18 protein-coding genes, 1 tRNA gene and 2 pseudogenes are annotated in these 17,389 nt (G+C 60.9%); 6 read left to right on the top strand and 15 right to left on the bottom strand.

Going from position 1 to position 17,389, the window contains the following annotated elements; all coding sequences use genetic code 11:
- On the bottom strand, window positions 1-294 hold the full coding sequence (locus QF043_RS21370) for a type II toxin-antitoxin system RelE/ParE family toxin (RefSeq protein ID WP_307420086.1): 294 nt from the start codon (window positions 292-294) through the stop codon (window positions 1-3).
- A 464-nt stretch (window positions 295-758) separates the two neighbouring features.
- Here QF043_RS21370 and QF043_RS21365 point away from each other — a divergent pair, with 464 nt between their 5' ends.
- Both QF043_RS21365 and QF043_RS21360 read left to right on the top strand, forming a co-directional pair.
- Complete coding sequence (locus tag QF043_RS21365; RefSeq protein ID WP_056857397.1) at window positions 759-998, top strand: DUF6124 family protein; 240 nt, start codon at window positions 759-761, stop codon at window positions 996-998.
- Window positions 999-1,121: 123 nt separating this feature from the next.
- Window positions 1,122-1,436 (top strand): DNA-binding transcriptional regulator, encoded by a 315-nt coding sequence (locus QF043_RS21360; protein ID WP_307420085.1) that lies wholly within the window; start codon window positions 1,122-1,124, stop codon window positions 1,434-1,436.
- A gap of 84 nt (window positions 1,437-1,520) precedes the next feature.
- Here QF043_RS21360 and QF043_RS21355 read toward each other — a convergent pair.
- From QF043_RS21355 to QF043_RS21325, 7 genes and pseudogenes are all read right to left on the bottom strand, one after another.
- Window positions 1,521-1,594 (bottom strand) — tRNA-Gly (locus QF043_RS21355).
- Window positions 1,595-1,773: 179 nt separating this feature from the next.
- The gene (locus QF043_RS21350) at window positions 1,774-2,658 is read right to left on the bottom strand and encodes an alpha/beta fold hydrolase (protein WP_307420084.1); all 885 of its coding nucleotides are present in this window, start codon (window positions 2,656-2,658) and stop codon (window positions 1,774-1,776) included.
- A gap of 305 nt (window positions 2,659-2,963) precedes the next feature.
- Window positions 2,964-3,656, bottom strand: a complete 693-nt coding sequence (locus QF043_RS21345; protein WP_307420081.1) for a 16S rRNA pseudouridine(516) synthase — start codon at window positions 3,654-3,656, stop codon at window positions 2,964-2,966.
- A complete protein-coding gene (locus QF043_RS21340) occupies window positions 3,656-3,868 on the bottom strand; it encodes a cysteine-rich CWC family protein (RefSeq protein ID WP_307420080.1) in 213 nt (70 codons plus the stop codon). Before QF043_RS21340 ends, QF043_RS21345 begins: the two co-directional genes overlap by 1 nt.
- 169 nt (window positions 3,869-4,037) lie before the next feature.
- Window positions 4,038-4,234, bottom strand: a pseudogene (locus tag QF043_RS21335) (ABC transporter permease); the annotation flags it as partial.
- A pseudogene (locus QF043_RS21330) lies at window positions 4,220-4,420 on the bottom strand (lipid kinase); the annotation flags it as partial. The pseudogenes QF043_RS21330 and QF043_RS21335, both read right to left, overlap by 15 nt.
- A gap of 90 nt (window positions 4,421-4,510) precedes the next feature.
- Window positions 4,511-6,133 (bottom strand): methyl-accepting chemotaxis protein, encoded by a 1,623-nt coding sequence (locus QF043_RS21325; RefSeq protein ID WP_307420078.1) that lies wholly within the window; start codon window positions 6,131-6,133, stop codon window positions 4,511-4,513.
- 317 nt (window positions 6,134-6,450) lie between these two features.
- On the opposite strand from QF043_RS21325, the gene QF043_RS21320 reads away from it, so the two are divergent.
- Window positions 6,451-6,813 (top strand): hypothetical protein, encoded by a 363-nt coding sequence (locus tag QF043_RS21320; protein ID WP_236373973.1) that lies wholly within the window; start codon window positions 6,451-6,453, stop codon window positions 6,811-6,813.
- Here QF043_RS21320 and QF043_RS21315 read toward each other — a convergent pair.
- Window positions 6,810-7,922 (bottom strand): enoyl-CoA hydratase/isomerase family protein, encoded by a 1,113-nt coding sequence (locus QF043_RS21315; protein ID WP_307420077.1) that lies wholly within the window; start codon window positions 7,920-7,922, stop codon window positions 6,810-6,812. The two genes, QF043_RS21320 and QF043_RS21315, sit on opposite strands and share 4 nt — an antisense overlap.
- A 136-nt stretch (window positions 7,923-8,058) precedes the next feature.
- On the opposite strand from QF043_RS21315, the gene ung reads away from it, so the two are divergent.
- Complete coding sequence (gene ung / locus QF043_RS21310) at window positions 8,059-8,751, top strand: uracil-DNA glycosylase (RefSeq protein WP_065929104.1); 693 nt, start codon at window positions 8,059-8,061, stop codon at window positions 8,749-8,751.
- 125 nt (window positions 8,752-8,876) lie between these two features.
- Here ung and QF043_RS21305 read toward each other — a convergent pair whose 3' ends face one another.
- The 5 genes from QF043_RS21305 to QF043_RS21285 are packed head-to-tail and all read right to left on the bottom strand — an operon-like array spanning window position 8,877 to window position 14,248.
- Entirely contained in the window at window positions 8,877-9,914 is a 1,038-nt protein-coding gene (locus QF043_RS21305) for an AbrB family transcriptional regulator (protein WP_307420076.1), read from the bottom strand.
- The gene (locus QF043_RS21300; RefSeq protein WP_307420075.1) at window positions 9,907-11,421 is read right to left on the bottom strand and encodes a tripartite tricarboxylate transporter permease; all 1,515 of its coding nucleotides are present in this window, start codon (window positions 11,419-11,421) and stop codon (window positions 9,907-9,909) included. The genes QF043_RS21305 and QF043_RS21300 overlap by 8 nt, the downstream gene beginning before the upstream one ends.
- 1 nt (window position 11,422) lies before the next feature.
- Window positions 11,423-11,881, bottom strand: a complete 459-nt coding sequence (locus tag QF043_RS21295; RefSeq protein WP_307420074.1) for a tripartite tricarboxylate transporter TctB family protein — start codon at window positions 11,879-11,881, stop codon at window positions 11,423-11,425.
- A gap of 60 nt (window positions 11,882-11,941) precedes the next feature.
- A complete protein-coding gene (locus tag QF043_RS21290; RefSeq protein WP_305458558.1) occupies window positions 11,942-12,925 on the bottom strand; it encodes a tripartite tricarboxylate transporter substrate binding protein in 984 nt (327 codons plus the stop codon).
- A 33-nt stretch (window positions 12,926-12,958) separates the two neighbouring features.
- Complete coding sequence (locus QF043_RS21285) at window positions 12,959-14,248, bottom strand: OprD family porin (protein ID WP_307420073.1); 1,290 nt, start codon at window positions 14,246-14,248, stop codon at window positions 12,959-12,961.
- Window positions 14,249-14,483: 235 nt separating this feature from the next.
- Between QF043_RS21285 and QF043_RS21280 the strand changes: the two genes are divergently transcribed.
- Both QF043_RS21280 and QF043_RS21275 read left to right on the top strand, forming a co-directional pair.
- Window positions 14,484-15,155 (top strand): response regulator, encoded by a 672-nt coding sequence (locus QF043_RS21280; protein ID WP_017137322.1) that lies wholly within the window; start codon window positions 14,484-14,486, stop codon window positions 15,153-15,155.
- Complete coding sequence (locus QF043_RS21275) at window positions 15,148-16,533, top strand: sensor histidine kinase (protein ID WP_307420072.1); 1,386 nt, start codon at window positions 15,148-15,150, stop codon at window positions 16,531-16,533. The genes QF043_RS21280 and QF043_RS21275 overlap by 8 nt, the downstream gene beginning before the upstream one ends.
- On the opposite strand, the gene QF043_RS21270 is transcribed toward QF043_RS21275, so the two are convergent.
- Window positions 16,534-17,355, bottom strand: coding sequence for an HDOD domain-containing protein (locus QF043_RS21270; protein ID WP_138816316.1), 822 nt, complete (start codon window positions 17,353-17,355; stop codon window positions 16,534-16,536).
- Between the last annotated feature and the right edge of the window lie 34 nt (window positions 17,356-17,389).

Below are 17,389 nucleotides of genomic sequence, written 5' to 3'. Positions count from 1 at the left end.
TCAAACCTCCTTTGCTAATTTTTTTGCTCGCCGTATATCGGCCTCTTGTGAAGACTTGTCGCCACCTGCCAGCAAGATGACGATCTCCCTGCCGCGCAGGGTGAAATAAACGCGATAACCCGCCCCCACGTCTATCCGCATCTCTGAAATACCGCCGCCCAGCACCTTGAAATCCCCCAGATTTCCCACACTGGCTCGCTCGATACGTCGAGCAATGGTGATTTTTGCTCGCAGATCGCGGATTGCCGAGCACCAATGAGTGAAGGCTTGAGTTTGCTGGATCGAATAACGCACGGGGCCTCACAGAATTTCACTGTATCTACTTGGATACGTGTTGGCAAGAGACATGTCTGTGTCGAAGGCTGGGGAGAGTGATGCGAGGGCGTGCCGGTTTCAAACCTTCTTCAGGGTTTTCCTATTGCCAGAATTTACGGTCTGAAGGAGAACGGTACGGCGGTCCTGAATGTTGTGTTACTGCCTACACAACACTCAGAATCGTCTGAGTTGTACGCCTTGGACGAGCGCTTTAAGGTTCGTCTGCCGCTGCCCATCAGCGGTCGGGTTTAGTAGCCCGATTTGATCAACGGCGTATGGCTGTCCTATCAGTCAGGCATCTCGATGTCTGTTCTCAATGGTGGCTGTACGCAGGGCACTTTCGGGTGCGCCGGTTTCGTTGATCCGCCGGTCTACTAACCTGCATACAGCCGCCACCCATTGTTTAGTAGCTCTGGAAGGTGGTCCTTACCGAGGATCAACAGATGTGTACTGACGCCTGTAACCCAACCGCGACCCTGTTCAGCGTTCGCCCCGAAGCCAACACCGAAGCCTTGCTCGCCAACGCCTACGAAACCATCGCCGGCGCGGGTGCCATGACCAACGAGTTCGCCGAAAGCCTGCCTTCTCAGCATCGCTACCTGGCCTTGGCCATTCAGCAAATGATCGAGCTCGGGCTGATGCTGGTAGAAGCGGCGCAAGACCGCGTCGACCGCGCCGCGTAGGTTTTTCACGCCCTGCAACAGGCTTGCCTTCCCAGGCCGCACATACCAAGGGGAAGGGGAGCCATATTTTAGGTTTTGCGCGAAAGCTGCGATTGATGCAAAGCTGAAAAGACGAGGTGGGAAATGAAAAAGCGCGATCTGTTTGGGGAGTTGATGCAGGGTGTTGGCGAGATGGCTGAACACCGACAAGGGAAGATCACCCTTCGTCAGTACGAAGTGGAGGCTCTTGCACCGCCAGAAGTGACGGCGGCTGAGATCGTTTCTATCCGTGAAAAGCTGCACATGTCACAGCCAGTATTCGCCCGTCAGATCAGGACCAGCCCTGATACGTTGAAAAACTGGGAACAATCCAAGTCCAAGCCAAATGCGCAGGCTGCACTGTTGATTAAGCTGGTTGAGCGCTTTCCGGATATGGTTGAGCGGCTGAACGTCGTTTGACTCGCTGAGAGCCCCGAATTTACCCGGCGTATAGCTCATGTGGGCACGTGGGGAATGATGCGTAAAACGAGGGAAAAGCAGAAGTGGAGCGGGTAGAGGGAATCGAACCCTCAACTAAAGCTTGGGAAGCTTTCGTTTTGCCACTAAACTATACCCGCTCAAAGCGGCTGACTTTGTACCAGATGTTCGCCGGGATTTGAAGTTTTTCTTCGAAAAATGTGTGAGTTACCTGTGGCGAGGGAGCTTGCTCCCGCTGGAGTGCGAAGCGCTCCCAAAATTGTGGGGGCCGCTTCGCACCCCAGCGCAAGCAAGCTTGCTCGCCACAGTACGCCGCCTTTCAAATCGCAAACGCATGCTGCGTCTGGGCCTGTTGATAACGCAACCGACTCACTTGGCGTTCTGGTTTCAAAAAGCCCACCACTGCATCCCGGCTGTCCCTGCAGGCCGCCTTGTGTTCCATGTCCAGAAAATGCCCGGTCGCCTGGATGGTGCTGAAGCTGCTATTGGCCACGTGCTGGCCAAACAGCTTGGCATCTTCGGCGCTGGTGTACTCATCCCATTCACCATTCAAAAACAGCACCGGAATGTCGATCTGCCTGGCGGCTTTGAGGTAGCACAGCCGGTCGCTGTTGAGCACGTGGCTGATGTGGAAGTGCATCTGCCCGTATTCATGCTCGGCCAGGCCGCTTACGTGCTTGTAGTTGAAGCGCTTGAACAGTGACGGCAGGTGTTTGCCGATGGTGCTGTTGACCAGGTGGCCGACGTTGTGGCGGTCGAGGTTGCCGAGGTAGTCGACACCGCGTTCGAGGTAGTCGCGCATGGGCGTGTTGATCACCGGCGAGAACGAGCTGATCACCGCCTTTTCCACCCGGCGCGGGCGGTGGGCGAGGGCGACCAGGGCTGCGGCGCCACCCCAGGAGAACGACAGCACGTGTTCGGCGCCGAAGTGTTCGATGAGTTCCAGCAGGATCTGGCCTTCGACTTCCTTGGTCAGCATGTGCTCATGACGGTTATGGATTTTGGAGCGGCCAGCGTAGGGCTGGTCGTACAAAACCACATTGAATTGCGGGTACAGGCTTTTCACGGTTTGAGCGAAAGATGCCGTGGTGGCCATGGAGCCGTTGACCAGGATGATGGTCTTTGCAGCAACGTCCGCGCGATAGAACTCCGTGTAAACCCGATACTGACCCTGTATATCCAACACAGCGATTTCTGGCCTCATGTCGTAAGACTCCTGGCAAGCGGGTAGGGCGCGCAGATCACTCTGCACGAGCTTTATGACAGGTAGGCATACGCCTGGAAGATGAGGGCCCATGTCGGGCCGATAGTGGCTGGCCGACGGCTGTTGTTGTGGCGGGCTGTTTGCCTGAAAGGCCCGTAGATCAAGCGCGGGCGGGGCAAGGTGTTTCTTGGAGGTTATGGGGCGACTCGCCAGTCATCATTTGGCTGACGTCTTGATTCAAGCAGCACGGGCGCCAGCTCGCAAGGCGCCAAGCTGGTTTTTTGCCATCACCGGCCGAACGGTCGTCAGACCTGTCGGATTTCTTCGTCGGTCAGTTCCCGATATTCGCCCGGCGCCAGGGTGGCATCCAGCACCAGAGGCCCCATCCGCTCACGGTGCAGGCCGATCACCTTGTTATCAAAGTGCCCGAACATGCGCTTCACCTGGTGGTAGCGGCCTTCGATGATGCTCAGGCGAGCGGTCCTTGGGCCGAGTAGCTCAAGGTCGGCGGGCTGGGTGGTGAGATCTTCAAAGGCGAAATACAGGCCAGCGGCAAAGGTCGCTGCATACTCAGGACCAATGTCCTGCTCGGTATGCACGAGGTAAACCTTGGGCAGTTTGGTCTGGGGTTGGGTCAGGCGCCGCGACCACTGGCCATCGTTGGTGATCAGCATCAGCCCGGTGGTGTTGAAATCCAGGCGACCGGCGATGTGCAGTTCGTGCTTGTCCGGTTCAACCAGCCAATCAAGCACGGTGGGATGCACCGGGTCGGCGGTCGCGCTCACGCAGCCTTGGGGTTTGTGCAGCATGAAATAACGCGCCGGTTTGCCGGCTTGCAGTACCTCGTCATCGACACACACACGGCTGAATGCTCGCACGTCATGGTGCGGTTCGGTGACGGCCACGCCATCGACCGTCACCCGTCGCTCAACCAGCAGCACACGCACTTGTTGGCGATTGAAGCGCGGCAGGTTGCTGAGGAAACGATCAACGCGCATTACGGCTGTTCAGCCCCACGCAATTGCGCATCCACCTGCGCACAGCGTGGGCACAGGCAGGCCTTATTGCGCAGTTCATCGGGCAGCGCTTCGAGCACCACCGGGTCGATGGTGACGCTGTAGCACCAACAGGCTTGGTCGGCGGTGCGTGGGTCGGCCAGGGTGCAGTCGTTGCGGGCACCGCAGGCAGGGCAAAGAGTGGGTGTGGTCATGGCAGTTCGGGCTGTATCGCGCAGTTCCCTGCACGATACAGCGCCGCCCCGCTATTGCAAGCTGCGCAGGTAGCCGCGCCAGCCGCCGAAGCATGCCGCGTGAGGGTTTTGAGGCCTCAGTCCATCAGCCAGGCGAGCAGGGTGATCCACACCACGTAGGGCAGAATCACGGGGGGGGCCGCGCGCGTTGCTCCAGGTCACGGGCCAGCGCCGGGGTGATGCCGATGACGATCAGCATCACCTTGGACAATTCCCCCAGCCCGAACACGATGAACAGAATTGGCAATATCGCCAAGGCGGCACCATCGACAGCACCGTGAGCAGGGGCGACAACGGCGCGCCAAACAGCGGCAGCGTGCCGTCGGCGGTCATCTGCACGTAGCTGGGGTCGAAATGCAGCTGAGGTTGGCGGTGTCGCCGCGGGTTACGCCCTTGGCGAAGCTCATGCCCACGGCGCTAGCGTCCTTGGCGCCTTTGCCGAGCAGGCGGTTCAAACGAGAACTCAGCGACCTTGCGCAGGGTGGCGGGCAATTGCGCGCTGGTGGCAAAGGCCCGGCTTTTCAGCCGGGCATGGGCGCCGCGAGGGGTGGGCGCGAAGGGATGTGCGTCAGGTCGGTGCGCGGGCGCACACTAATGAGGCGATTACAGCTGGAACTTGCTGACCAGCACATTGAACGAGGTGGCCAAGCGGGACAGGTCCTGGCTGGAGGCATTGGTCTGGTGGGCGCCGGCGGCGGTCTGGGTCGACAGGTCCTGGATGTTGAGGAGGTTGCGGTCCACTTCGCGGGCTACCTGCGCCTGCTCCTCCGACGCGGAGGCGATCACCAGGTTACGCTCGTTGATCATCGCCACGCTGCTGGTGATCCGCTGCAGGGCCTGCCCGGCATTTTGCGCCAAGGCCTGGGTGTTATTGGCCCAGCTCAGGCTCTTGTTCATGGCGGCCACGGCATCATCGGCGCCGATCTGCACGTCACCAATCATTTTTTCAATGTCGACCGTGGAGGTTTGGGTGCGATGGGCCAATGCCCGGACCTCGTCAGCGACCACAGCGAAACCTCGGCCTTGCTCGCCTGCGCGGGCGGCTTCGATGGCGGCATTGAGGGCCAACAGGTTGGTCTGGTCGGCAATGCTTCTGATCACATCAATGACCTTACCGATCTCTCGCACCTGGTTGGCGAGATCCGCGACCGACTGGGTCGAATCATTGATCTCGACCACCATCGACTCCATGCCTGACACGGCCTGCTCGACCTGCTGGCGCCCTTGCTCCGCTTCGGTGGTGGCCTGACGGGACGCTTGCGAGGTCGACACCGCATTGCTCGCTACTTCGTCCACCGCGGTGGTCATCTGGTTCACCGCGGTGGCAGCCTGTTGAATTTCGTCATTCTGGCGGGTCAGGCCACGCGTGCTTTCATCGGTAACCGCGCTCAGTTCTTCGGCGGCCGACGCGAGCTGGTCAGCGGCGTTAGCAATTTCCACCAGGGTGCTTTTCAAGCCGCCTTGCATATCGGCCAGCGCCATCAACAATTGCCCGGCTTCGTCAGTGCGCTCGGTGACGATGGCTTGGGTCAGGTCGCCTTTGGCAATGCGTTGAGCACTTTCTACCGCTTGTGCGATAGGGCGGGTGATCAGGCGCGTGATCAGCAAGCCGATGGTGATTGCAATGATGAACGCCAGGACGATGCCGCTGATCATCCACGTCAATGCGCTGTCACGCAGCGCTTCGGCGGCGATAGCGCCTTCTTTGATCTGACGGTTATTGGACTCGATCATCACGCGGATCAGCTCGCGGGCCTGGCGGAACAGTTCATTGTTGGTGGTGTTGAGCTGCGTGCGAGCCTGTTCTGTCTGGCCGCTGTCGAGCATCGAGATAATGCGTTCGGAACTGCTGACATAGCTTGGCCAGATCTGGTCGAGCTTGTCGCCCGCGACGCGTTCGTCATCTTCCAGTGGCGTGGCGCGGTACGTGGCGTACGCCGTCTGGCTGCGCTTGAGTTCGCTGGCAATGTCCTGGCGTACGCGGTCGCGGTCTTGTTGTTGGACGTCGCCTTTGCTGGCATCCAGTAATCGGTACAGACCACGGTTGTGGGCGACCAGGCCGTTGAGCGTGGAGGCCGTATTGCTGACGGAAACCAGGTTGTTGGAGAAGGTCTGTTCCAGTGCGTTGGCGAGCCGAACGACACCTTTTATTCCCAGCATCCCGACACCGAGGGTGACAAGCGCACACAAAACGAACGAAAGCAGGAGTTTGGTAGAAATCTTCATGACGAGTATCCGACGATAATAGAGTGAGGGTTCGCGCTAGAGCCTCCGTGCTCCTGGCTGATGTCACAATGACATCATTTTTATCGAGGAAGTTTCATGACGGATAAAATAGCTGAATCGATACAGCTTTTTGACCACCGAGCGCGTATGCCGGTTGGGGCCCGCAGGGTGCATTGGGTTAGGATGCAGATGTACCAAGTTGTTACAGAAGCGCACCAGATTCGGTTTTTGATGTCAGATATTTCGTCATTCATTGAAAGACGAATGCCGCCCTTCAGCGTCGCTGGAGGTGCTCCCCAGCGGTCCAGGAGGCCGCCATGTATCGACGACTGCTGCTTAGCGCTTTATTTGGCCTGACCCTGTCTGCGTGTGTGCCCTATTACGATGGCGGTGCCACTTACTACCGCTCCGAGGTCTACACCGCACCGGCGCCCGCTTATTACTACGGCGGCCCTGCTTACTACCAATACGGACGCAGCTATTACGCGCCGCCGCCGCGCTATTATTCGGCGCCGCGTTATTACCAGCCGGCGCCGCGTTACTACCCACGGCCCGGTTACCGGCCGTACCCGAACCAGGGTTGGGGCGGTGGTAACCGTTGGGGCAACGGTGGTGGGCATAACCAGGGCGGCAACCGTGGTGGTGGGCATGGCGGTGGGCATGGTGGGGGGCACCGTTAGATGTCGGATAAATCCGCCAGCGGGTGCCGTCCTTCCCAAGCCTTGTGAAAGTGCGCATCGACCACGGCGTCGGGAATGCTATTGATATCCGGCCAGTGCCAATGGGGCGTCTGGTCCTTGTCGATCAAGCGCGCACGCACGCCTTCGGCAAACTCCGGGTAACGGCAGCAATTGAGACTCAGGGTGTATTCCATCTGGAACACCTCGGCCAACGACAGGTGCCGCGCCCGCTGGATCTGCTCCCACACCAGGTGCGCGGTCAGTGGGCAGCCTTCACTCAGGTTTTTGCCGGCGCGGCTGAACAGCGGGTCGGCATGCTCACGTAACGGGCTCAAGGCCCGCCAGGCACAGCGCACATCACCCACATCGAGCCATTCGTCGATCTGCGCACGGCGCGGCAGCCATTGCGCTTCGGGTTGCTGGTCGACGGCTTCCTGGGCGAGCGCCTTGAGCAGGCTGTTGAGCTGCATTGCGGTTTGTTCCTGCCAGTTCAGTTGCAGCAGGCCCTCTATCAACGCTTCCTGCTGGTCATCGCGCAGGAAACGGTCGGCCAGGCCCAGGTCCAACGCGTCACGGCCGTTGATATGGGCGCCGGTGAGGCCAAGAAATAACCCCAGCTTGCCCGGTAACCGCGACAGGAACCCACTGGCCCCCACATCCGGGTACAAGCCGATGCTGATCTCGGGCATGGCCAGGCGGCTGCTGGGTGTGACGATGCGCACCGAAGCGCTTTGCAGCAGGCCCATGCCACCGCCGAGCACATAGCCGTGCCCCCAGCAGATTAGCGGTTTGGGGTAGGTGTGCAGGCGGTAGTCGAGGCGGTACTCAGCGGCGAAGAACTGCGCGGCCAGGGCGGGCACGACGCCGGGCTGCTCACGGCAGGCCTGGGCGAGGCTGCGGACTTCGCCACCGGCGCAAAAGGCTTTGGGCCCATTGCCGCGCAGCAGCACACACACGATATTCGGGTCTTTGGCCCAGGCTTCCAGGCGTTCGCTCAGGGCCAGGATCATGGGCAGGGACAGCGCGTTGAGGGAATTTTCCGCGTCCAGGCTGGCGATGCCGAGGCGGGCACCGTCGCTGCCGGTCAGCTCTTCGAAGTGCAGGTTCATTGTGACCTCAATCGAGACAGTGAGCGATCAGTATGATCGCTGCGTGGGAAAGTGCCGATGATGTGTCAGATCAATTGACAAGCGGGGTCGGCTTTCCTAGGGTTCGCCCATTCTTTTTTTACACGATGAACACACCATGACCGAAGGCGACCGTATCAAACTCGAACCCAGCTGGAAACACGCCCTGCGGGAAGAGTTCGACAAGCCCTACATGGCCGAACTGCGCGAGTTCCTGCGCCAGGAACATGCCGCCGGCAAAGAGATCTACCCGCCTGGCCCATTGATTTTCAACGCGCTCAACTCCACGCCGTTGGACAAGGTCAAGGTGGTGATTCTGGGCCAGGACCCGTACCACGGCCCCGGCCAGGCCCATGGCCTGTGCTTCTCGGTACAACCGGGCGTGCCGACGCCGCCGTCGCTGGTCAACATTTATAAAGAGCTCAAGCGCGACCTGAACATCGACATTCCCAACCACGGCTGCCTGCAAAGCTGGGCCGACCAGGGCGTGCTGATGCTCAACACCACCATGACCGTGGAGCGCGCGAACGCCAATGCCCATGCGGGCAAGGGCTGGCAGTTCTTTACCGATCGTGTGATCGAAGTGGTCAGCGAGCACCAGCCGCACCTGGTGTTCCTGTTGTGGGGCGCTCATGCGCAGGGCAAGCAAAAGCTGGTGGATGCGACCAAGCACCTGGTGCTGACATCCGTGCACCCATCGCCGTTGTCGGCGTATCGCGGGTTTTTGGGGTGTGGGCACTTCAGCCGTACCAACAAGTTTCTTGAGCAGAATGGCGAGACGCCGATTGAGTGGCGGTTGCCGCCAATTTAAGGCCAAACACATTCAAATGTGGGAGCGGGCTTGCTCGCGAAGAGGGAGTGCCAGTCACTGAATGTATCGACTGACACACCGCTTTCGCGAGCAAGCCCGCTCCCACATTTTGAACTGCGCTAGGCTCAGATTTTTTCCGGCAGGCGGTTCCAGTGCCTGAACAACGGTTCCGCCAGAAACAGCACAAACAACAAACGCATGACTTGCATCGCCGTTACCAGCGGCACCGACAGCTGCAAAGTCTCTGCGGTGAGGCTCATTTCGGCAATGCCGCCTGGCATCATGCCCAGGGTGAGTGAACGCAAATCCAGCTGCGTCAGCGCGCTCAAGCCCACCGCTGCCAATGTCGCAAGTGCCATGGTCAGGGCGGTGCCGATTAAGGTACGGCCCATGAACGACGGCGCACGGCGGAAGAACTGCCGGTTGAAGTGGCAGCCCAGGCCGCTGCCGATCAGCCATTGACCGATCTGGCTGCCGCCGTCCGGCAGGCCGTAATGCAAGTCCCAGACAACGCTGGCCGTCGCGCTGACCAACAGTGGCCCGAACAGCCACGGGTTGGGCTGATGCAAACGCTGCCAGCCCCAAGCCACCAGCGCACCGAGCGGGAACAGCAGCGCCAGCCAGCCCCAGCTCACGGGGGCCGGGTGAAACTGCGGCGTGCCGCCTTCGAGCAAATACTTGAAGATCGCCGGCACACACAGCACCACCACCAGCACCCGCAGACTCTGCCCCGCTGCGACACGGCTGAGCACTGCGCCATTGCGGGCGCCGAGGTTGACCATCTCACCGGAACCGCCCGGCATGCTGGAGAAGAACGCGGTGGCGCGGTCCTCACCGCTGCGGCGCATCAACCACACGCCGACCACGCTCGACAGGCTGGTGATCAACGCACCGAAAAAAATCAGGCCGAAGTGGCTCATCACCTGCTCGATCACCACCGGGGTAAAGTGCAGCCCGATGCCGATGCCCACCACCCATTGGCCGCATTTGCGCCCGCCGGGAATCTCGGCCAATTGCCAAGGGGTAAGGCAGCGCACCAGGATGATCGCCAGCAACGAGCCGACCATGTACGGCAAAGGCCAGCCGACGAGGCTGGCCAGGTAACCGCCGGCCAGGCCGACCAGCGGTGTTGCCCACCAGTGTTTAAAGGTGACCTCAGACATCGGCCAGGGCGCGACGCTGTTGTGCACGTTTACGGTAGATGCGCACCAGCGGGAACATCAGCATCAGTGCGGTCAGTACCCATACGCCAAAGGTGATCGGGCTGGACCAGAGGATCTCCAGCGCGCCGTTGGAGATCGACAGCGCGCGGCGCAGGTTCTGCTCCATCAGGCCACCGAGGATAAAGCCCAGCAGCACCGGCGACAGCGGGAAGTCGAGCTTGCGCAGGATGTAGCCGAAGATGCCGATACCGACCATCAGGAACAGGTCGAAGGTGGTGGCGTGAACCGCGTACACACCGATGGCGGTGATGATGGCGATGACCGGCACCAGCGCCCAGTTCGGCACGGCGAGGATGCGCGTGAAGATGCGGATCATCGGGATGTTGAGTATCACCAGCATGATGTTGGCGATAAACAACGACGCGATCAGGCCCCAGACGATGTCCGGTTGCTGTTGGAACAGCAGTGGGCCAGGGGTGATGTTGTACAGCGACAGCGCGCCGATCATCACCGCCGTGGTGCCCGAACCGGGTACGCCGAGGGTGAGCATTGGCACCAGGGCGCCGCAGGCGGATGCACCGATGGCGGTTTCCGGCGCCGCAAGGCCGCGCATATCGCCCTGGCCGAATTTGCCGCTGGCACCGGCCAGGCGTTTCTCGGTCATATAGGCGACGGCCGAAGCGAGGGTTGCACCGGCTCCCGGCAGCACACCCATGATGAAACCGAGCAGGCCGCAGCGGATGTTAACGACAAAGACCGCACCGGCTTCCTTGAGGTTGAACATCATCCGCCCGGTGGCTTTTACCGCTTCCTGGCCACGGTGGGTTTTTTCCAGCAGCAGCAGGATTTCGCTGATGGAGAACAGGCCCAGTACCAACACCACAAACTGGATGCCGTCGGTGAGGTGAATGTTGTCGCCGGTAAAACGGTACACGCCGCTGTTGGCATCGATGCCGACGGCAGACAGGAAAAGACCGATCAGCGCCGCAACAAACGTCTTCAGCGGTTTGTCACCGGCCATGCCGCCCAGACAGACAATTGCGAACACCATCAGTACGAAATATTCCGCCGGGCCGAAGGCGATTGCCCATTTGGCCAGCAACGGCGCAAACAACACCATGCCGCAGGTGGCGATAAACGCGCCGATGAACGAACTCCATGCCGACAGCGACAACGCCACACCGGCCAGGCCTTTGCGGGCCATCGGGTAGCCGTCGAGGGTGGTCATTACGGTAGACGCTTCGCCCGGGATGTTGAGCAGGATCGAGCTGATACGGCCGCCGTATTCGCAGCCCAGGTACACGGCCGCGAGCAGGATCAGCGCCGATTCCGGCGGCAGGCCCAAGGCGAACGCGATGGGGATCAACAAGGCCACGCCGTTGATCGGGCCCAGGCCCGGCAACAGGCCGACCACGGTGCCGATCAAGGTGCCGCACAGCGCGGTCACCAGGTTGTAAGGGGTCAGTGCAACGCCGAAGCCCTGGCCCAAATAGCTGAACGTATCCATATCAGTTCTCCAGAACTTCAAGTAGGCCGAGGGGCAGCGGTACATCCATGGCCTTGTCGAACAGCAGGTACAGGCCGATAGCCATGAGGGTGACGATCACGACGCTGGGCAACCAGCGGCCGCCGTACAGGCGTGCCATTGGAATGCCGATCAGCATGCTGCTGAGGATGAAACCCAAGGGCTCGAAAGTGCCGGCGAAGACGATCAGCAGCGCGACGCAAAGGCTGATCTTGATCAGGGTTTCGCGGTCCAGCGCCGGTTCTTCTTCAGTGTGCTTGGTCGGCTGTGGGCGAAAGATCATGTAGATCAGGCCCAGGCTCATCAGGCCAAGCATCAGCAGCGGGTAGGCACGTGGGCCGACCGGCTCGTAGGAAAACGCCGCTTGATATGGCCAGGCCATCAGTGCCAGGCCGGCGCAGACCAGCAGCATCACCGAGGCGAAAATGCGTTGTAAGAGCATGTGGAACTCCTGGGCCGCGCCGCCCGTTAAAGAGGGCGCGGCCGCGCAAAAGAGGGGCGATTACTGGATCAGGCCGAACTCTTTGGCCAGCACTTTATAGTCCGCCACCTGTTTCTTCACGTAGGTGTCCAGCGCAGGTCCTGTCATGGCGAACGGGAACAGCTCGCGCTGGTCACGCAGCTTGGCGAACTCTTCGGAGGCCAGCAGTTTGTCAAATGCTTCTTTCCACCAGGCGTAGTCGGCATCGCTGACTTTTGGCCCGAGGTAGAAACCGCGGACCACTGGCCAGACGATGTCGTAGCCTTGCTCTTTGGCAGTCGGAATATTCTTCATTTCCGGCTCGTCCAGGCGCTCTTCAGCGAATACGGCGAGCAGGCGCATGTCACCGCTGAGGATGTGCGGCATGGAGTCGGAGATGTCGGTACTGCCCACCTGGATGTGGCCACCGAGCAGGGCGGTGGCGATTTCACCGCCGCCTTCGAGGGCGACATAACGCAGCTCGCGAGGGTTGATTCCGGCGGCCTTGGCAATCAGGGCGGTTTGCATCCAGTCCTGGCTGCCAACCGTGCCACCGGAACCGATTACCACGCTGCCCGGATCTTTCTTCAGGGCTTTGACGAGATCGTCGAGGGTCTTGTAGGGCGAATCGCTTTTTACCGCGATGGCACCGTAGCTGGTGCCGACCGCTGCCAGCCAACGCACGGCGCTTTCATCAAAACGGCCGAACTTGCCCTGGGCCAGGTTCAACAGCGAACCGCTGGACCAGGCCACCAATGTGCCGCCGTCCGCTGGGCGCTGTGCTACCACCGCGTTATAGGCCACCGCGCCCACGCCGCCGGGCATGTAGGTGACGCGCATCGGTTTGCTCAGCAGCTTCTCGTTGACCAACGCGCTTTGCGCCAGTTTGCAGGTCAGGTCAAAACCACCGCCGGGGGAGGCCGGGGCGATGCATTCCGGGCGCTTGGGTTCATCAGCGGCCAGCAGTTGGCCGGCGAACAGCATGCAGCCGGCGGCGAGGGCCAATTTACGCAGTGAATAGGTCATGTTTAACTCCGTCTTTGTTGTTATGGGGTACGACTACCAAAGGGCCAGGCTGTAACTCACCAGCACGCGCACTTCATCCGCATCACGGGCCGAGTAGTTGGAGCGATACGTGGCGTTACGCAGGCGCAACGCGACATCCTTGAACGTGCCGCTTTGCACGATGTAGCGGATCTCGCTGTTGCGTTCCCACTCCTTGCCGGTCTCGCCGTTCTTGAGCTTGATGTTGTCACCCGACAGGTAACGGCTCATGAAGCTCAGGCCGGGAATACCCAGCTTGGCGAAGTCGTAGTCGTAGCGCGCTTGCCAGGAGCGTTCTTCGGCGCCGGCAAAGTCGTTGATCTGTACGAAGTTGACCAGGTACGGGTCGGCGCCATCCACATAGGGAAAGGCGCTGTCGCCGGACATGTGCTGGTAACCGGCGCTGAGCTTATGGCCATTGAGGGCATAGCTGAACAGGCCGTTGAGGGATGTGTTGTCGATCTTGCCGCCATGGGCCGCGCCCGTGTCATCACTGATGGCCACGCGCAGGTCGGTGCCGAAGGTGCCGGGGCCGAGTGGGCGCGAGGCGACCAGGCCGAGGAAGTGCTGGCGGTACACGTCATCGAGTTGGGCGAAGTGGTAGCTGCCGGTGATCTTGTCGGCGAACTTGTAGTCCACGCCGCCGAAGTTGAAGTGCTTGCCGGTAGCGCCGCTGACGAAACGGCTGTTCTTGTTGTTGAGGGCGATTTCTTCGTAGTCGGTGGAATCGCGGTCTTTGGCTTTATCCAGGCGGCCGCCGGTAAACACCAGGTTTTTGAATTCTTTGGAGGTCAGCAGGCCACCGTTGAAGGTCTGCGGCAGGATGCGGCCGTCGTTGGGCTTGAGGATCGGCAGTTCGGGGATCAGCGCGCCGATCTTGAGTTCGGTGGCGGAGATCTTCACTTTGCCGGTCAGGCCGAGTTTGGAGTAGTCGTCGACAGCGCGGCCGTTATCGGTGGGCAGCAAGCCAGAGCCTGTGCGGTCGGGGCTGGAGTCGAGCTTGACCCCAAGCATGCCCAGCGCGTCCACGCCAAAGCCGACGGTGCCGTCGGTGTAGCCTGATTGCAGATTGAGCATGAAGCCCTGGGCCCATTCGTCGCGCTTGGATTGTTGTGCGCTGGTGCCGTCGCGAAAGTCGCGGTTGAAGTACATGTTGCGAGTTTCCAGCGTAGCGCTACTGTCTTCGAAGAAGGCAGCCTGGCTAAGCGGCGAAAAACCGGCAAGGGTGGTGGCACTGGCAAGGGCGGTCTTGGCAAGACGGGAAAAACGCACAGGCGGGCAAGCCTGGGGCTGGGTCGACAGCATCGTTATGTACTCCGTTATTGTTCTTATTTTGGCGAAAACGCTTCAAGGCGTTTTTCGAGCGCTACGGATCAGGTAGCTCGGCGGGCATTACCCACCGTGGCTGGATGCTAAAGGGCGAAGCTTTCACTAACCTTTCAGTTGTCTTTCAATGTTTTCGGGCTTCACAGGGCAGGCGGCGCCTGTAAACTGCCCGCCAAAGCGTGGCGTCGACCATGCCCGAACGAGGTGAAAATCCATGCGCGTCCTCTTAGTTGAAGACCATCTGCAACTCGCCGAAAGTGTTGCCCAAGCGCTCAAGAGCACGGGTTTGACCGTCGACGTGTTGCACGATGGCGTGGCCGCGGACCTGGCCCTGAGCAGCGAGGAATACGCGGTGGTGATCCTCGATGTAGGGCTGCCGCGCATGGACGGTTTTGAGGTGTTGGCGCGTCTGCGGGCGCGTGGGAAAAATCTGCCCGTGTTGATGTTGACGGCGCGCAGTGATGTAAAAGACCGTGTGCATGGCCTGAACCTGGGCGCTGATGACTACCTGGCCAAGCCCTTTGAGTTGACCGAGTTGGAAGCGCGGGTCAAGGCGCTGCTGCGCCGTAGCGTGCTGGGCGGCGAGCGTCAGCAGGCGTGCGGCGTGCTGGTCTACGATCTGGATACCCGGCGTTTCACCGTGGGCGGCGAGCTGATGACACTGACCTCCCGCGAGCAGGCGGTGCTTGAGGCGCTGATCGCCCGGCCCGGCCGCGTGATGAGCAAGGAGCAACTGGCCTCCCAAGTGTTCGGCCTGGACGAGGAAGCCAGCCCCGACGCGATTGAAATCTACGTGCACCGCTTGCGCAAGAAGCTCGACGGCCAGCCCATCGCCATCGTGACCTTCCGTGGCCTTGGCTACCTGCTGGAAGCCCGCGATGCATAAGCCCAGCAGCCTGCGCTGGCGGCTATTGTGGAACCTGGCGCTGTTGCTGGTGGTGCTGATGCTCGCCAGCGGCATGAGTGCTTACTGGAATGGCCGCGAAGCCGCCGATACCGCCTATGACCGCACCTTGCTGGCCTCAGCGCGCACCATCGCCGCCGGGTTGACTCAGGTGGACGGCACCTTGAGCGCCAACGTGCCGTATGTAGCGCTGGACACGTTCGCCTACGACAGTGCCGGGCGGATCTATTATCAGGTCAATGACATCGACCGAAAATTGATCTCCGGCTACGAAAACCTTCCAGGCCCACCGCCGGGCACGCCGCGCACCGATGATTACCCGGCGTTGGCGCGCTTCTACAACGCCATGTATCAGGGCCAGCATGTGCGGGTGGTCAGCTTGCTCAAGGCGGTGTCGGAGCCGAACATGAACGGCATGGCGGAAATTCGCGTGGCCGAAACCGACGAAGCTCGCGAAAGCATGGCCCGCAGCCTGATGGCCGACACTTTGCTGCGCCTGGGCATGCTGGCGGTCGGTGCGTTGTTGCTGGTGTGGTTTGCCGTGAGTGCGGCGCTGCGCCCGCTGGAACGCCTGCGCACCGCCGTGGAAGAGCGCCAGCCCGATGATTTGCGGCCGCTGCCGCTGGTGGAGGTGCAACACGAGTTCGGCCCGTTGGTGCGCTCGCTCAATCACTTCACCGAGCGCCTGCGCGGCCAGTTCGAGCGCCAGGCGCAGTTTATTGCCGACGCCGCCCACGAACTGCGCACTCCGCTGGCGGCGCTCAAGGCCCGGCTTGAGCTGGGCTTGCGCAGCAGCGACCCGGCGACCTGGCGCAGCACCTTGGAAACCGCCGCCCAAGGTACCGACCGTCTGACCCATTTGGCCAACCAACTGTTATCCCTGGCACGCATCGAAAACGGCGCCCGGGCGATTGCCGAGGGCGGTGCGCAATTGCTTGACCTCAGCCAGCTGGCGCGGGAACTGGGCATGGCCATGGCGCCGCTGGCCCACGCGCGGGGTGTGGCCCTGGCGTTGGAAGCGGACGAACCGGTGTGGCTGCGCGGTGAGCCGACCTTGTTGAATGAGCTGTTGAGCAATCTGGTGGATAACGCTCTGGCCCACACCCCATCGGGCGGCAACGTGATTCTGCGGGTGACCGCGCCGGGGATCCTGGAAGTTGAAGATGACGGCCCAGGCATCCCGCTGGATGAGCGGGACCGGGTCTTCGAACGTTTCTACCGCCGCAGCCAGCAGGGCATGGGTTCAGGCTTGGGGCTGGCGATTGTCGGCGAGATCTGCCGCGCGCACTTGGCCCAGATCAGCCTGCACGATGGTGAGTTGGCGGGGTTGAAGGTGCGGGTGAGTTTTATCGCGGGGTAGTCAATAGAACATCGAGCGCGCTTCATCCAGCTCCGCACGCAGCGTCTCGCTGTAGGGGTCGATGCGCAGTTTCTTCAGCGCCGGCAGGCTGGTAACGTCTACGTTGGCCAATGGATGCGCGGTGCCGCGGTGGCAATACAGTGCGGCGATTTGCACCACGTCGATGTAATCCAGGCGTGGGGAGTCGCGCTCCAGGTCCAGGTACTGCCCCGGCAGCTTGGCCAGCATTTCCGGGAAATCCCACACACCCAGCAGTTTGTCGCCCAGTAATGGGTGGATGCTGTCGATCACATGGTTGAGGCTGACCGGGTCGGCCAACAGCTCGTAATGGTCTTCGGCGTAGGTGAGGATCGGCAACACGCCAATCTGATGCACCAGCCCGCCGAGGGCCGCCTGGTCTGGCTTGAGTTGGCTATGGTTGCGGCACAGGGCATAACTCACGCCTGCCACTTCCAGGCTGCGGCGCCACACTTCGCGCATTTTCAGTTCGACGACTTCGGAGCGGGCGTGGAAGATCTGTTCCATGACCAGGCCGATGGCCAGGTTGCTGCTGTAGTTGGTGCCCAGCCGCGTGATGGCGGTATGCAGGTCGGTGACTTCCTGGGTGGCACGCAGCAGCGGGCTGTTGACCACTTTAATCAGGCGCGCCGACAGCGCGGTATCGCGACCGATCACTTTGCTCAAGTGGCTGATGCTGATATCCGGGTCTTCGGCGGCCTGACGAATGTTCAAGGCCACTTCCGGTAATGTCGGCAGAACCAGGTCATCGTTGTCGATGGCCGTCACCAAAGCCTGTTGGACTTTTTCCGCCAGCTTGTTCATTCATGCTCTCTAGGGTGTTGCAAAAAGGTACGGC

The sequence above is a fragment of the Pseudomonas sp. W3I7 genome (assembly GCF_030816095.1).
Classification (GTDB): domain Bacteria; phylum Pseudomonadota; class Gammaproteobacteria; order Pseudomonadales; family Pseudomonadaceae; genus Aquipseudomonas; species Aquipseudomonas salomonii.
This window is presented reverse-complemented; position numbering and strand designations above follow the sequence as displayed.

What these genes read in the sequence shown, in the direction of transcription:
- QF043_RS21300 (WP_307420075.1), bottom strand. Translation starts at nt 11,421, where the DNA reads ATGGATACGTTCAGCTATTTGGGCCAGGGCTTCGGCGTTGCACTGACC.
- QF043_RS21295 (WP_307420074.1), bottom strand. Translation starts at nt 11,881, where the DNA reads ATGCTCTTACAACGCATTTTCGCCTCGGTGATGCTGCTGGTCTGCGCC.
- QF043_RS21360 (WP_307420085.1), top strand. Translation starts at nt 1,122, where the DNA reads ATGAAAAAGCGCGATCTGTTTGGGGAGTTGATGCAGGGTGTTGGCGAG.
- QF043_RS21285 (WP_307420073.1), bottom strand. Translation starts at nt 14,248, where the DNA reads ATGCTGTCGACCCAGCCCCAGGCTTGCCCGCCTGTGCGTTTTTCCCGT.
- QF043_RS21275 (WP_307420072.1), top strand. Translation starts at nt 15,148, where the DNA reads ATGCATAAGCCCAGCAGCCTGCGCTGGCGGCTATTGTGGAACCTGGCG.
- QF043_RS21365 (WP_056857397.1), top strand. Translation starts at nt 759, where the DNA reads ATGTGTACTGACGCCTGTAACCCAACCGCGACCCTGTTCAGCGTTCGC.
- QF043_RS21270 (WP_138816316.1), bottom strand. Translation starts at nt 17,355, where the DNA reads ATGAACAAGCTGGCGGAAAAAGTCCAACAGGCTTTGGTGACGGCCATC.
- QF043_RS21325 (WP_307420078.1), bottom strand. Translation starts at nt 6,133, where the DNA reads ATGAAGATTTCTACCAAACTCCTGCTTTCGTTCGTTTTGTGTGCGCTT.
- ung (WP_065929104.1), top strand. Translation starts at nt 8,059, where the DNA reads ATGACCGAAGGCGACCGTATCAAACTCGAACCCAGCTGGAAACACGCC.
- QF043_RS21345 (WP_307420081.1), bottom strand. Translation starts at nt 3,656, where the DNA reads ATGCGCGTTGATCGTTTCCTCAGCAACCTGCCGCGCTTCAATCGCCAA.
- QF043_RS21340 (WP_307420080.1), bottom strand. Translation starts at nt 3,868, where the DNA reads ATGACCACACCCACTCTTTGCCCTGCCTGCGGTGCCCGCAACGACTGC.
- QF043_RS21320 (WP_236373973.1), top strand. Translation starts at nt 6,451, where the DNA reads ATGTATCGACGACTGCTGCTTAGCGCTTTATTTGGCCTGACCCTGTCT.
- QF043_RS21305 (WP_307420076.1), bottom strand. Translation starts at nt 9,914, where the DNA reads ATGTCTGAGGTCACCTTTAAACACTGGTGGGCAACACCGCTGGTCGGC.
- QF043_RS21280 (WP_017137322.1), top strand. Translation starts at nt 14,484, where the DNA reads ATGCGCGTCCTCTTAGTTGAAGACCATCTGCAACTCGCCGAAAGTGTT.
- QF043_RS21290 (WP_305458558.1), bottom strand. Translation starts at nt 12,925, where the DNA reads ATGACCTATTCACTGCGTAAATTGGCCCTCGCCGCCGGCTGCATGCTG.
- QF043_RS21315 (WP_307420077.1), bottom strand. Translation starts at nt 7,922, where the DNA reads ATGAACCTGCACTTCGAAGAGCTGACCGGCAGCGACGGTGCCCGCCTC.
- QF043_RS21350 (WP_307420084.1), bottom strand. Translation starts at nt 2,658, where the DNA reads ATGAGGCCAGAAATCGCTGTGTTGGATATACAGGGTCAGTATCGGGTT.